The sequence below is a fragment of the Pseudomonas sp. NPDC089534 genome, assembly GCF_044749305.1.
Taxonomy (GTDB): domain Bacteria; phylum Pseudomonadota; class Gammaproteobacteria; order Pseudomonadales; family Pseudomonadaceae; genus Aquipseudomonas; species Aquipseudomonas ekonensis.
In genome coordinates, this window is record NZ_JBIVHR010000001.1 from 29471 (window position 1) to 44055 (window position 14585).

Genomic DNA, 14585 nt, shown 5'->3' on the forward strand with positions numbered 1-14585 from the left:
AAGAACCTGCAACGGACAGGAGGTGTGTATGAATGTGCGATGCCTGGGCGATGTCGTGATGGAGGGACGGTCATGATGACCTCGACCTTCGAGCACGGACTGGCCCCCAACGAAGCCAACCACGTGCCGCTGTCGCCGCTGTCGTTCCTCAAGCGCGCCGCGCAGGTGTACCCGGAGCGCGATGCGGTGGTCTACGGCGAGCGGCGCTGCAGCTACCGCCAGTTGCACCAGCGCAGCCGCGCCCTGGCCAGCGCTTTGGAGCACGTTGGGGTGCGGCCGGGTGAACGTGTGGCGATCCTGGCGCCGAACGTTCCGGAAATGCTGGAGGCGCACTACGGCGTGCCCGGTGCCGGGGCCGTGCTGGTGTGCATCAACATCCGCCTGGAGGCGCGCAGCATCGCTTTCATCCTGCGTCACTGCGCAGCGAAGGTGCTGATCTGCGACCGCGAGTTCGGCCCGGTGGTCCGGCAGGCCTTGGCCATGCTCGATTCGCCGCCGCTGCTGGTGGGGATCGACGACAGCCAGGCTGAAGTGACCGGACCGGGGCACGACCTGGACTGCAGTCTGGACTACGAAAGCTTCCTGGCCCAGGGCGACCCCGGCCGGCCGTTGACCGCACCGCAGAACGAATGGCAGTCCATCGCCATCAACTACACCTCGGGCACCACCGGCGACCCCAAGGGCGTGGTGCTGCATCACCGCGGAGCCTACCTCAACGCCTGCGCCGGGGCGCTGATCTTTCAGCTCGGCCCGCGCAGCGTCTACCTGTGGACCTTGCCGATGTTCCACTGCAACGGCTGGAGCCACACCTGGGCGGTGACCCTGTCCGGCGGCACCCATGTGTGCCTGCGCAAGGTACAGGCCGACGCCATCCACGCCGCCATCGCCGAGCACGGGGTGACCCACCTGAGCGCCGCTCCGGTGGTGATGTCGATGCTGATCCACGCCGGGCACGGCAGCACAGCAACCAAAGCGACGAGCGTGTCGGTGATCACCGGCGGGGCGGCGCCGCCCAGTGCGGTGATCGCGGCGATGGAGGCCCGCGGCTTCAGCATCACCCACGCCTACGGCATGACCGAAAGCTACGGCCCCAGCACCTTGTGCCTGTGGCAGCCGGGCATCGACGAGCTGCCGCTGGAGGCCCGGGCCCGGTTCATGAGCCGCCAGGGCGTTGCCCACCCGATGCTCGAAGAGGCCACGGTGGTGGACATGGACAGCGGCCGCCAAGTCCCTGCCGACGGCGTCACCCTGGGCGAGCTGGTGGTGCGCGGCAACACCGTGATGAAGGGCTACCTGGACAACCCGCAGGCCACCCGCGACGCCCTGGCCAACGGCTGGCTGCACACCGGCGACCTGGCCGTGCTGCACCCGGACGGCTATGTGGAGATCAAGGACCGGGCCAAGGACATCATCATTTCCGGCGGCGAGAACATCAGCTCGCTGGAGATCGAAGAGGTGCTCTACCAGCACCCGTCGGTGATCGAGGCTGCCGTGGTGGCGCGCCCCGATGCGCGTTGGGGCGAAACCCCGCATGCCTTCGTCACCCTGCGCGACGACGCCCTGGCCGACGTCAGCGGCGAAGACCTGATCCGCTGGTGCCGCGAGCGCCTGGCGCACTTCAAGGCGCCGCGGCATGTGTCGCTGATGCCGCTGCCGAAGACGGCCACCGGCAAGATCCAGAAATTCGTGCTGCGCGAGTGGGCACGGCAACAGGAGACCGCCGATACCGGATCCTGACCGCTGCACATTGAACAACAACAAGATCTGCACAGGACGTGGCCCGGCGTTGCGCACGCCGGGGTTCGGGCAGGACGTACAGCCCGAAAGATGTAGCTGCCGAGAACCCGAACAACGACAAAAACTGAGCCTGACCGGCAAGAGGTACGTATGAAATTCCAATTCCTACTCCCCACCAAAGTCGTCATGGAACCTGGCCTGCGCGAGCGCACGGGCGAGCATCTGCGTGAGCTGGGCCTTGCGCGCGTCCTCATCGTGACGGACGCCGGGGTCAAGGCCGCCGGGCTGTTGACCGGCATCTACGCCAGCCTGGACGCGTCGGGCATTGCCTTCGAGGAAATTTCGGACGTCAAGGCCAACCCCCGCAGCGAAGACATCAACCGCACGGCGCAGGCACTCCGGGGCCGAGGCATCGACGGCCTGCTGGCCATCGGCGGCGGCAGCGCGATGGACGCCGCCAAGGCCCTGAGCGTGCTGCTGACCCACGACGGCCGGATCGAGGACTACGAAGGTTCCTTTAAGCTCACCCACGGGGTGCTGCCGATCGTGGCGATCCCGACCACCGCCGGCACCGGCAGCGAGGTGACGTGCTTCTCGGTGATCACCGATACGGCACGCCACTTCAAGATGAACCTGTTGGACTACCGGATCGGCCCGGTGCTGGCGCTGCTCGACTCGAACATCACCGCGACGCTGCCGCCGTCCATCGCCGCCGCGACCGGCATGGACGCCCTGACGCACGCCATCGAGGCCTACACCTGCCGCGTGTCGAACCCGATCAGCGACGGCCTGGCGCTGCATGCCATCCGCCTGATCAGCCAACACCTGAAGGCCGCCGTGCAGGAGCCGGACAACCTGGAAGCCCGTGAGCAGATGCTGGTGGCCAGCCTGATCGCCGGCATGGCCTTCGGCAACGCCGACGTGGGCAGCGTGCACTGCATTTCCGAGGCCATCGGCGGCATGTACGACACGCCGCACGGCGTGGGCAACGCGATCTTCCTGCCGTTTGTGTTCGGCCACAACATCGATGCGGACCTCCTGCGCCATGCCCAGGTCGCCTACGCGCTGGGCATCGACCCGAGCCTGGCGCCGGCCAGCGCCGCCCAAGCGGCGGTCGAGTACCTGTTCCAGATGAGCAAGGCCCTGGGCATCCCCCGTTTCGCCGACGTGAAAGGGGTCCGTGAAGAAGACTTCCTGACCATCGCCGACAAGTCGAAGAAGAACTTCTCCGACCCCAGCAACGCCAAGGCCATGACCGTGGAGACCTACCACGCGATCATCGTCGCCGCTTACCGCTTCGCCGGTTGAGGGGGGATCATGAGCCAGTCAACTTCCGATGCTTCGTTGAAGCGCGCCCTGGGCCCGTTTTCCGTGCTGCTGTTCGGTCTGGCGTTCCTGGCGCCGCTGATCGTGTTCGGCACCTACGGCGTGATCTCCCAGGCCAGCGAAAACACCACGGCCTTGTCCTACGCGATCGCCGCGCTGGGCGTCATCGTCACCGCGTTGAGCTATGGACGCCTGGTCCGGGTGTTCCCGGCCGCCGGTTCGGCCTACACCTACACCCGCAAGATGCTGAACCCGAACCTCGGGTTCATGGTGGGCTGGGCGGCGCTGCTCGACTACTTCTTCATCCCGATGCTGATCTGGCTGCTGGGGGCCAGTTACCTCGGCATGGCCTTCCCGGATGTGCCGCAGTGGGTGTGGATCGTCGGCTTCATCGTCTCCAGCACGGTGCTCAACGTCCTGGGCATCCAGGTGGCCAACCGCTTCAACATCATGTTGATGGTTGTCCAGATGGCGATCATCGCGGTCTTCATCGGGCTCTGCTGGCACTACATCGTGGCGGCCGACGGCCCCGGCGGGCTGCTGTCGGCCAGGCCGTTCTTCAACCCGGACGTGCCGTTCGCCACGACCATGGCCGGGGCGGCCATCGCCGCCTATTCGTTCCTGGGCTTCGACGCGCTGTCCACGCTGAGCGAGGAGACCAAGGACCCGAGCCGGACGATTCCGCGGGCGATCCTGCTGGTCGCGGTGATCGGCGGGGTGCTGTATGTGGGCTCGTCGTACTTCATGCACCTGACGCATCCCTCCATGGCGTTCGCCAACGTGGACGGCGCGGCGTTCGAGATCGCCCGGATGATCGGCGGCGACGTGTTCTTCGCCGCGGTGCTGGCGGGGATCATCATCGCGCACTTCGCGGCGGGGCTGTCGTTCCAGGCGAGCGTCGGCCGGCTGCTGTACGCCCTCGGCCGGGACAATCAACTGCCGCGCAAGCTGTTCGGCAGCTTGCACCCTCGCTTCCGCACGCCGGTGTTCAACATCCTGCTGTCCGGGGCGTTCGGCACCGTGGGCTTTGCCCTGACGATCGCCACCGCAACGTCCCTGGTGAACTTCGGCGCCTTCGTCGCGTTCACCGCGGTCAACCTGTGCGCCTTGCGGCTCACCTTCAATGCCGGATACCGGGACGGCGCCGGCCTGCTGCGGGGCGTGATCCTACCGGTCATCGGCGTGATCACCGCCGGCTGGATGCTCATCAGCCTGGACAAGGATGCGCTGATCCTGGGGTGCGCCTGGCTGGGCGTCGGCACCGTTTACCTGGCCTGCCGCACCGGCTTCTTCCGCAGCCCCGTGCCGGACGCCTTGGCTTAGGTTTCCCTCTATCCATCGACACAAGGGATTGTGAATCCCCCGGCACCCGCCGCCTGAAGGCGGCGCCCGGACCATTGCAAGAGGCTACGCATGAACAACATAGAGACCTTCGAAAAACTCGAATCCAACGTGCGGATGTATTGCCGCGACCTGCCCGTGGTGTTCGATACCGCCCTGGGCAGCAAGATCCGCGGCGAGGACGGCCGCGACTACCTGGACTTCTTCGCCGGCGCCGGTGCCCTCAATTACGGCCACAACGACCCGCGCATGCGGGATGCCTTGATCGAGTACCTGTCGGCCAACGGCGTGACCCATGCCTTGGATTTGCACACCGGCATGAAGCGCCGCTTCCTGGAGTCGATCAAGCGTGACCTGTTCGACCCGCGCGGCTGGGACTACAAGGTGCAATTCACCGGTCCCACCGGCGCGGATGCCGTCGAGGCCGCGCTGAAGCTGGCGCGCAAGGCCACCGGGCGCAGCAAGGTCGTCTCGTTCTATGGCGCCTACCACGGCATGACGGCGGGGGCCCTGGCCGTCACCGGGAACCGCACCCGGCGCGGCGCTGCGTTGTCCTCCGAGGTGATTTTCGTGCCCTACGAGGACAGCCCCTACGGCGAGTTCGACAGCATCGGTTTTCTCGAACGCCTCGCCGACGACCAGGCCAGCGGAACGGAATTGCCTGCGGCGGTCATCGTGGAATCGGTGCAGATCCAGGCGGGCGTTTATGCGGCCTCGGACCTCTGGCTGCAACGGCTGCGCAAGTGGACCTCGGACCACGGCGTGATCCTCATCTGCGACGAAGTCCAGGCCGGCTGCGGCCGCACCGGCGACTTCTTCGGCTTCGAGCGCTCCGGGATCCAGCCGGACCTGGTGACCTGCGCGAAATCCATCGGCGGCTTCGGCCTGCCGATGGCCATCGTGCTGATCCGCTCCGCGCTGGACGTGTGGCAGCCGGGCGATCACATCGGCACGTTCCGCGGCAACCAGTTGGCGTTCCTGACGGCGCAGATCGCCCTCGGCTATTGGCACGACGAGGCCTTCCTGAAACTGCTGGCCGAGAACATGGCGCTGATGGAGCGGGGCGTGGCCGACATCGCCGAAATCCCCGGCGTCGTCGGCGCGCGCTGCCGGGGGATGGTGGCCGGCATCGACTTCGGCCGCGGCAACGTCGCGTTGACCAAGGACGCCCAGCAACGCGCCCTGCGGGCAGGCCTGCTGGCCGACCGCTGCGGCCCGAACGGGGAAATCATCAAGCTGATGCCGCCGATCAATACGCCGACCGATCAGCTGGGTGAGGGCCTGAAGATCTTCACCGAATCGGTCGCCGCCGCACTGGGCCAGTAAACCGGCCAGGCCCCCATGCAGCGCGTGCCGAGGCCAGCGCTGCATCGGGCCTTATCGCCCACACTCCGCCGCAGGAAAACCCGCGAATGAACAGCGTGACTTCAACCGTGCGGGACGATCTGTCCGCACTGATCCACCCCTACACCAACCTGGCGCTGCACCGTGAGACCGGGCCTTTCGTCATCACGAAGGGAGAGGACATACGGGTCTTCGATGATCGGGGCAATGCCTACATCGAAGCCATGTCGGGCCTGTGGAGCGCGGCCTTGGGGTTCAGCGAAAAGCGGCTGGCCGATGCCGCGATGGCGCAGTTCAATCAGCTGCCGTACTACCACACCTTCAGCCACAAGACGAATGCGCCAGCCGCGGCGCTCGCGGCAAAACTGGCGGAACTGGCCCCCGGCGACCTGAACCATGTGTTCTTCACCAACTCCGGCTCCGAGGCCAACGATTCGGTGGTGAAGCTGGCCTGGTACGTGAACAACGCACGGGGCAAACCCGCCAAGAAGAAATTCATTTCCCGTCAGCAGGCCTACCACGGCACCACGGTCGCGTCGGCCAGCTTGACCGGCATCCCGTCGATCCACCGCGATTTCGATCTGCCGGCGATCCCGGTGCACCACCTGACCTGCCCGAACTATTACCGCCTCGCCAAACCGGGAGAATCGCAAGAGGCGTTCTCGTTGCGCCTGGCGGAAGAACTGGAGCGGCACATCCTGGTGGAGGGCCCCGAGACCATCGCTGCGTTCATCGGCGAGCCCGTCATCGCCGCAGGCGGGGTGCTGCCGCCGCCCAAGGGCTACTGGGCGGCGATCCAGGCGGTGTGCAAACGCTACGACATCCTGCTGGTGATCGACGAAATCGTCACCGGCTTCGGCCGGCTCGGCACGATGTTCGGTTGCGAGCTGTACGGGATCCAGCCCGACATCCTGGTGCTGTCCAAGCAGCTCACCTCGTCCTATCTGCCGTTGGCGGCGCTGCTGGTGTCAGATGCCCTCCATGACGTGCTGGTGAGCCAAAGCGAGCGGCTGGGGGCGTTCGTGCATGGCTTGACCGCCACCGGGCATCCTGTCGCCACGGCCGTGGCGCTGGAGAACATCCGCATCATCGAAGAGCGCGATCTCGTGGGCCATGTCCAGCGCTTGGCGCCTGTGTTCCAGGAGCGGCTGCAGGCCTTCGCCGACCACCCGCTGGTGGGCGATGTAAGAGGCGTCGGGCTGATGGGCGGGATCGAACTGGTGGCGGACAAGGCGCGCAAGCAGCCGTTCAGCCAACCGGGGATCCTGGGCAGTTACGTCTTCAGGCAGGCCCACCAGCATGGGCTGATCGTTCGTGCCATCTACGACACGATCGCGTTCTGCCCGCCGCTGATCACGACGCAGGACGACGTAGACGCCATCTTCGACGCGTTCGGCAAGACGCTGCACGACGCGACGGAGTGGGCCCGCTCGCAACGCCTGATCTGACGCTCGGCGCTGCCCGGCGCTAGTCGTCGGACAGCGCCTCCCAGACCTGGTGGGACGGCATGCTCAGTTCCAGCCAGACCTGGGTCAGCAGCAGCGCAACGAAGCAGGCCAGGCCGATGCCCAGGCTCAGGTCGGCGATGTCGACCAGTTTGACGATGGAGACCAGGATCCCGAACAGGTAGACCTCGAGCATGCCCCATTCGCGCAGGTGGTGATAACTGCGGTAGAGCCGCAGGCCAGCCCGTCGCGCCACCTTGAACCGCACGCTCAACAGCACCAGCAACTGGCAAAGCAGCTTGAGCAGGGGAACGGCCATGCTGCTCAGCAACACGACCACGGCGACCCCTTGCATGCCGCTTTCGAACAGCCCGAGCACGCCGCCCCAGACCGTTTCGCTGCGCGTCTGCCCGAGCAGGGTCAAGTGCATGATCGGCAGGAAATTGGCCGGGATGTAGAGGAGCAGGGCGGTCAGCACCAGCGCGAGGGAACGCCTCTGCCAATGGGGACGATGCACGGCCAGCTCGTAGCCGCAGCGCGGGCAGCAGCATTTCTCACCGGGCGCGAGCGGTTCGCGGCGCATGAGCAGGTCGCACTCATGGCAGGCGAGCAGCGCGTCCAGGGGAAGGTCCGGCAAGCGGCCGGTAGGGGTGGGGGACATCGGGGTGCCGGGTCTCAGGAAAAAGAAAGCCAAGATAAAAATAAATCATATGAGACAATATTGACTCATTAGGGATTGAAAAGTAGCATTCGCGCCGTTTTCAATCAAGCCTCAGGTGAGTCATGGGCACAGTGCGCGCAAGCGGGAGCGGAGGTTCACGGGCCCAGGAAGGGTATTCGGCGTCTGTCGGCAGCGTTTCGGCGGATGCCGCGAGAGGAGGGTAGCCATGCGTGCGATCGATGCCGGCATCCAGGTCTGCGGCGACTGCCATCAGCTCAATCCCGTCGACGGTCCGCAGCCGGTGCATTGCAGCCGTTGCGAGGCGCTGTTGCATGTGCGTCGCCCCGACAGCATCCGGCGCACCTGGGCCTTGCTGATCACCGCGACGATTCTCTACATCCCGGCCAACCTGCTGCCGATCATGACGGTCAGCGTCCTCGGCAAAGGCGCGCCGGCCACCATCATGAGCGGCGTCATCAGCCTGCTGCAGTTGGGGATGATCCCCATCGCCCTGGTGGTGTTCGTGGCCAGCATCGTGGTGCCCACCTTCAAGCTGGCCGGGATCGCGCTGCTGCTCTATTCGGTGCAGCGGCACCAGCCGATGTCCGCCCGCCAGCGGATCGTCATGTACCGCTTCATCGAGTGGGTGGGGCGCTGGTCCATGCTCGACATCTTCGTCATCGCCATCCTGGTGGCGCTGGTGAACTTCGGCAATCTGGCGCGCATCGAGGCCAACCTCGGCGCCGCCGCCTTCGCCGGCGTGGTAGTGCTGACCATGCTCGCCGCCCTGACTTTCGACCCCCGGCTCCTTTGGGACAACACCGACGTGGACAATGAACATGAGTGACCTTCCCACCCCGACGAAACGCCCGACCTCCAACTGGTCGGCGATCTGGATCCTGCCGCTGCTGGCCCTGGTCATCGGCGCCTGGCTGACCTGGCGCGCCTACGACGAGGCCGGCCCGGTCATCCAGGTGCGCTTCGAGAGCGGTGACGGCATCCAGGCCAAGAAGACCGAGGTGCTGTACAAGGGCATCGCGGTCGGCAAGGTGGTGGAACTGAATGTCAGCGAAGACATCAAGGGCGTGCTCGCCACCATCGAAATGACCAAGGAATCCCAGCATTACCTGAACGAGGACACCCACTTCTGGCTGGTCAAGCCGCGGGTGTCGCTGGCAGGCGTCACGGGCCTGGAGACGCTGGTCTCCGGGGTCTACATCGCCGTCGATCCGGCCAAGGGCGACAAGGGCGATCAAGGCGTGCGCGCCTACACGGCCCTGAAGGAACCGCCGCCCATGTCCGAGAAGATCCCGGGCCTGCACATCACCCTCAAGGCCGATCGCCTGGGCTCCCTGGAGCAGGGCAGCCCGGTGTTCTACAAGCAGATCCTGGTGGGCCAGGTGAAGAGTTTTCAGCTGGGCGAGGATCAGCGCACCATCGAAATCAAGGTGCACATTGAGCCGGCCTACGCGGATCTGGTGCGCAAGCACACGCGTTTCTGGAACGCCAGCGGCCTGTCGATCTCCGGCGGCCTGTCGGGGTTCAAGGTGCGCAGCGAATCGCTGCTGACCCTGGCCGCCGGCGGCATTGCCTTCGCCACGCCGGACAGCCACCGCGACAGCCCACCCACGGACAGCAGCAAGCCTTTCCGTCTGTACGAGGACTATGACGCGGCCCAGGTCGGCCTGCGGGTGTCGCTGAAGATGAAGGACCTGAGCGACATCCAGCCGGGGCAGACGCAGGTCATGTACAACGGCGTGCAGGTCGGCCTGGTCAAGAACGTCGACATGAACCAGGACTTCAGCGGCGCTACCGCCGAGCTGGCGATGGACCCTCGGGTCGAGGCCATGCTGCTGGAGGGCACCGAGTTCTGGACCGTCAAGCCGAACATCTCGCTGGCCGGGATCACCGGCCTGGACGCGCTGGTCAAGGGCAACTACATCGCCGTGCGTTTCCCCAAGAGCGGCGCGCCGCGGCGCGAGTTCAGCGTCCTCGCCAAGGCACCGGCCATGGACACCAACGTGCCGGGCCTGCACCTGGTGCTGACCAGCGACAAGCGCGGCTCGGTGGAGGTCGGCGCGCCGGTGCTCTACCGGCAGATCCGTGTCGGCAGCGTGCAGAGCTATCAGCTGTCGGGGGACAACCGGCAGGTGATGATCGGGGTGCATGTCGAACCGGAGTTTGCGCGCCTGGTGAACAGCTCCACGCGCTTCTGGAACGCCAGCGGCGTGACCCTGAGCGGCGACTTGACGGGCCTGAAGGTCAAGAGCGAATCGCTGCAGACCCTGATCAACGGCGGCATCGCCTTCGACACCCCGGATGCGAAGGCGCCGGCCTCGGGCAAGGACCGGCGGTTCTCCCTCTACGACAGCGAAGAGGCCGCACTGGCCCAGGGCGTGGAGATCCAGCTGAGCGTCGAGGACGGCGAAGGCCTGCGCGAAGGCACGCCCATCCGCTTCAAGGGGCTGACGATCGGCAAGGTCGAGAGCGTCGACCTGAAGGCCGACCTGTCCGGCGTGCAGCTCAAGGCGCGCCTGTTGCCCAACGGCGAATCGTTCGCCCGCAGCGGCACACGCTTCTGGGTGGTGCGCCCGGCCCTGGGCCTGTTGCGCACGGAACACCTCGGCACGCTGGTCAGCGGGCCTTACATCGAGGCCTTGGCCGGCAGCCGTCCAGGAGAACGCCAGACCCGCTTCCAGGCCCTGGCCGAAGCGCCGAACCTGTTGGGGCAGGGCAGCGGCCTGCGCCTGACCCTGAGCGCGGTGGACAAGGGCTCGATCAAGCTCGGCAGCCCCGTGACCTACCGCAAGATGCCGGTGGGCAAGGTGGTCGACATGAACCTGGGGCCGCAGGCGGACCGGGTGCTGATCAGCGTCCTGATCGAGCCGCGTTATGCGCCGCTGGTGCACAGCGGCAGCCGCTTCTGGAACGCCAGCGGCATCGGCATCGAGGCTGGCCTGTTCAAAGGGGTGTCGGTGCGCACCGAATCCCTGGAGGCCATGGTCGCAGGCGGCATCGCCTTCGCCACGCCGGACAACGGGCAAATGGGCGAACCGGCCCGGCCGGGCCAGACCTTCGCGTTGTTCGAGGCCGTCGATGAGCAATGGCTGGCGTGGGCGCCGAAGATCCCGCTCAAGGAAACCGCGCAGTGATCGCGCCGAATTTTTTGGTTAACGCAACAGGAGTCAACTGATGTCCAGGCACCTCATTTTTGCCGCTTTATTCGCTGTCGGCTGCGCGTATGCCGCACCGGCCCAGGAACCGTTGCCGTCGGTTCACCAGGTGATGAGCGAAAACAAGGAGAAGATCAACAACCAGATCGAAACCCTGAACTACAAGCGCAAGCGCATGGTGGAGGCGAACATGGCACTCGACGGCGCGCAGGCCGAAGCCTTCTGGCCGATCTACACCCGCTACCGCAACGAAACGGATGGCCTGAACCGCGACACGTTCCAGTTGCTGCTCGAGTATGCGCGGGCCTACGGCTCCGGCGCGGTCACCGATGAGGATGCGTCGAAGATGATCAAGGTCTACAAGACCCTGCACGTCAAACGGCAGATGCTCCTGAACCGCTACATCGATGAGGTGGCCGAGAAGATGTCCCCGGTGACCGCCATGCGCTTCCTGCAGATCGAAGAGCAGCTGGATGCGGCGGACATGCTGGAAACCGGGCAACGCATCCCGTTGGTGGGCAAGGCCCAGATGTGACGGCCGATGCCTGAGGCCACGGGCCGGCGGTTCAGCCTGGCCCGTGGTCTGCTTTTCCTCGATACACCTCCTCGATTTCCCCCCTCGATGCTCGCCCACGGTTTGTTGCCGTGGGCGGACCGCCTTCTGCCGATCGGCTAAAGTCCTCAAGGCTTTTCAACGTTCTTGCTGAAACAGAAACCCTCGGTGCGGGCGCGCCGATCGGGGTCGTTGCGCATGGCCGTTTGTTCGATGTGCGGATTGCACCAAAGCAGTCGGTTCGTGGTGCATTTTGTACCTTGTTGCGTGGCGATGGCGCGACTTACCATGATCGCATGATCAAATCACATGATCAGGTCTCTATAACACAACAACAGGAGGCGACATGTCTTCTCACGCAGTTCTTCCCACCGAGCCGCTGGATGTCCTGATCATGGGCGCTGGCGTGTCCGGCATCGGCGCCGCCGCCTATCTGCGACGCAACCAGCCGGGCAAGGCCTTTGCCATTCTTGAGTCTCGTGAGCGAACGGGAGGAACGTGGGATCTGTTTCGCTATCCAGGCATCCGTTCCGACTCGGACCTGTTCACCTTCGGTTTCGATTTCAAGCCCTGGACCAAAGACAAGTCCCTGGCCGACGCCAAGGACATCCTCGAGTACCTGAGCGAGACGGTCGACGAGTACGGGCTGGAGCCCTTCATCCAGTACAAGCAAAAGGTCGTGTCGGCCAACTGGCAGAGCGAGAAAGGCCTGTGGGCCGTTCTGGTCGAGGACGGTCACCTGGGCGTGACCCGCACGGTTGAGTGTCGCTGGCTGTTCGGTGCCGGCGGCTATTACCGCTACGACCAAGGCTTCAGCCCGCGCTTCGAGGGCGCGGAGCAGTTCAAGGGCCAGATCGTTCACCCGCAGCACTGGCCGGAAGACCTGGACTACACCGGCAAGCACGTCGTCGTGATCGGCAGCGGCGCCACGGCGGTGACGTTGATTCCGGCCATGGCGGACAAGGTGGCCAGCATCACCATGCTGCAGCGCACGCCGTCCTACATCATCAATCAGCCGGCCAAGGACGCCGTGGCTGCGTTCCTGCGCAAGGTGCTGCCGGCGCAGACCGCCTATTCGTTGACCCGCTGGAAGAACGCCAAGATCACATTGGGCTTCTGGGGTTTCTGCCAGCGTTTCCCGAAGCTCGCCCGCAAGCTGCTCCTGTGGCTGACCCGTCAGGAACTGCCGAAAGACTATCCGGTGGATGTGCACTTCAACCCGCCGTACGACCCTTGGGACCAGCGGCTGTGCTCGGTGCCTGAAGGGGATCTGTTCAAGGCCATCAGCGCGGGCAAGGCATCTGTCGAGACCGACCACATCCAGCGGTTCACCGAGTCGGGCGTGCTGCTCAAGTCCGGAAAGGAACTGAAGGCCGACATCATCGTCACGGCCACCGGGCTGAACGTGCAGCTGTTCGGCGGCATCACCCTGCACAAGGACGGCCAGCCGGTGACCCTGAGCCAGACGCTGGCCTACAAGGGCATGATGCTGTCCGGCGTTCCGAACTTCGCCTTCGCGGTGGGCTACACCAACTCGTCCTGGACGTTGAAGGTGTGCCTGTTGTGCGACCACTTCTGCCGTCTGCTGGGTTTCATGGACGAGCAGGGCCACACCGTCTGCGAGCCCCAGGCGCCCGAAGGGATCGAGACCCGTCCGCTGCTGGACTTCGGTGCCGGCTACGTGCAGCGCGCCCTGGACGGCATGCCGCGCCAAGGCCCGTGCGAGCCGTGGGTGATGTCGATGGACTACTTCCGCGACGTCAAGCTGCTGCGTCGCGGGACGGTGGCCGAAGACTGCCTCAAGTTCACCTCGGCACCCGCTGTCCGCCGGCAGGCAAGCGTCGGCCTGGCGCCTGTGAGTGAAGGTCGATGAGCAAAGACAACTTCTGTGAATTGCCGGGCAAGGGACGTCTCTGTTACCGCAGCTATGGGGCTGAAGACGATCCTGCCGTGATCCTGGTGGTGGGCCTGGGGCTGCAGCTGACCTACTGGCCGCCGGCGATCATCGCCGGCCTGGTCGGCCAGGGCCTGCGCGTCATCACCCTGGACAACCGTGATTCGGGCCGGTCCTTCTTCAGCGATGCGACGCCGCCGACGGTCTTGCAGCAGTTTTTCCGCAAGGCCACTGACGGTTACGACCTGGGCCACATGGCCGACGACGTGATCGGTCTGATGGACAGCCTGCAACTGGATGCGGCGCACGTGGTGGGGATGTCCATGGGCGGCATGATCGCCCAGACGCTGGCGGCGCGTTACCCGCAGCGGGTCATCACCCTGACCTCGATTTTTTCCACCACCGGATCGCTCCGCGTGGGGCAGCCGGCCTTCAAGGCGCTGTTGAAGCTGCTGCGTCGCCCGCCCAGGAACCAGAAGGAAAGCGTGCGGGATTACGTGGACATCATGCGCGTCATCGGCTCCACGCTGGAGTGGAACGAAGAAAGCCTGCGCTGTTACGCCGCGCAAGCCTGGGGTCGGGGAGGGGATGAGCTGAGCAATCTGGGAACCGCCAGGCAGATCGGCGCCATCATCAACTCGGGTGACCGCACCCAGGAACTGCGGCAAATACGATGCAGCACGCTGGTCATTCACGGGGATAAGGACCTGATGGTCGCCACCAGCGGAGGGCTTGCCACCGCTGATGCGATTCCCGGATCGAAGTTGGTTCTTTTGCCGGGCATGGGACACGACTTTCCCGACTCACTGAACGACACGCTACTTTCGCTATTGGCAGGGCATATGCTGTAAGCAGCATTTGTCTCATTTAGGGGAGTGCAGTTTTGCTCCCCTCTTTTTACATGCTTAGGTTTGCACTTTTTATTTCTGCGTCGCCTGTGTCATTTCAAATGACGCGTTCGAGTGGCTATTGTTTAAGCGCACTCGTTTTATAACTTCATCGCCGACTTAAAGTTGTCTGTTCTCTTCTGCGCTGACGTTATGTCTTTTCCTCGAAAACGCTGTTGAGCGGGCAGGGGCCAGACACAATCCCAAACTTAAAAAGTTCTGAA

At 64.9% G+C, this 14585-nt stretch carries 11 protein-coding genes; 10 read left to right on the forward strand and 1 reads right to left on the reverse strand.

The genetic code is table 11. From position 1 onward, the window contains the following. Window positions 1-72: 72 nt before the first annotated feature. The 5 genes from ACIP0B_RS00105 (at window position 73) to ACIP0B_RS00125 (ending at window position 7196) form a co-directional block, all read left to right on the forward strand. A complete protein-coding gene (locus ACIP0B_RS00105) occupies window positions 73-1737 on the forward strand; it encodes an AMP-binding protein (RefSeq protein WP_400828707.1) in 1665 nt (554 codons plus the stop codon). A gap of 150 nt (window positions 1738-1887) precedes the next feature. Continuing rightward, window positions 1888-3045 (forward strand): iron-containing alcohol dehydrogenase, encoded by a 1158-nt coding sequence (locus ACIP0B_RS00110; RefSeq protein ID WP_400828709.1) that lies wholly within the window; start codon window positions 1888-1890, stop codon window positions 3043-3045. 9 nt (window positions 3046-3054) lie between these two features. Then, entirely contained in the window at window positions 3055-4386 is a 1332-nt protein-coding gene (locus ACIP0B_RS00115) for an APC family permease (protein ID WP_400828711.1), read from the forward strand. Window positions 4387-4476: 90 nt separating this feature from the next. Further along, complete coding sequence (locus ACIP0B_RS00120; protein WP_400828713.1) at window positions 4477-5730, forward strand: diaminobutyrate--2-oxoglutarate transaminase; 1254 nt, start codon at window positions 4477-4479, stop codon at window positions 5728-5730. Window positions 5731-5816: 86 nt separating this feature from the next. Next, window positions 5817-7196 (forward strand): aspartate aminotransferase family protein, encoded by a 1380-nt coding sequence (locus ACIP0B_RS00125; RefSeq protein WP_400828715.1) that lies wholly within the window; start codon window positions 5817-5819, stop codon window positions 7194-7196. Window positions 7197-7215: 19 nt separating this feature from the next. On the opposite strand, the gene ACIP0B_RS00130 is transcribed toward ACIP0B_RS00125, so the two are convergent. After that, on the reverse strand, window positions 7216-7854 hold the full coding sequence (locus ACIP0B_RS00130) for a paraquat-inducible protein A (RefSeq protein ID WP_400828716.1): 639 nt from the start codon (window positions 7852-7854) through the stop codon (window positions 7216-7218). Window positions 7855-8080: 226 nt separating this feature from the next. On the opposite strand from ACIP0B_RS00130, the gene ACIP0B_RS00135 reads away from it, so the two are divergent. The 5 genes from ACIP0B_RS00135 to ACIP0B_RS00155 all read left to right on the forward strand — a co-directional run bounded on the left by ACIP0B_RS00135 (window position 8081) and on the right by ACIP0B_RS00155 (window position 14325). Further along, window positions 8081-8701, forward strand: a complete 621-nt coding sequence (locus ACIP0B_RS00135; protein WP_400828718.1) for a paraquat-inducible protein A — start codon at window positions 8081-8083, stop codon at window positions 8699-8701. After that, window positions 8694-11006 carry an MlaD family protein gene (locus tag ACIP0B_RS00140; protein WP_400828720.1) on the forward strand — a complete coding sequence of 771 codons (2313 nt, stop codon included), beginning with the start codon at window positions 8694-8696 and terminating at the stop codon, window positions 11004-11006. The genes ACIP0B_RS00135 and ACIP0B_RS00140 overlap by 8 nt, the downstream gene beginning before the upstream one ends. Before the next feature lie 40 nt (window positions 11007-11046). Then, window positions 11047-11562 carry a transcriptional regulator gene (locus ACIP0B_RS00145; RefSeq protein WP_400828722.1) on the forward strand — a complete coding sequence of 172 codons (516 nt, stop codon included), beginning with the start codon at window positions 11047-11049 and terminating at the stop codon, window positions 11560-11562. 364 nt (window positions 11563-11926) lie between these two features. Beyond that, window positions 11927-13453, forward strand: coding sequence for a flavin-containing monooxygenase (locus tag ACIP0B_RS00150; protein ID WP_400828724.1), 1527 nt, complete (start codon window positions 11927-11929; stop codon window positions 13451-13453). After that, on the forward strand, window positions 13450-14325 hold the full coding sequence (locus ACIP0B_RS00155) for an alpha/beta fold hydrolase (RefSeq protein ID WP_400828726.1): 876 nt from the start codon (window positions 13450-13452) through the stop codon (window positions 14323-14325). The genes ACIP0B_RS00150 and ACIP0B_RS00155 overlap by 4 nt, the downstream gene beginning before the upstream one ends. Window positions 14326-14585 lie beyond the last annotated feature (260 nt).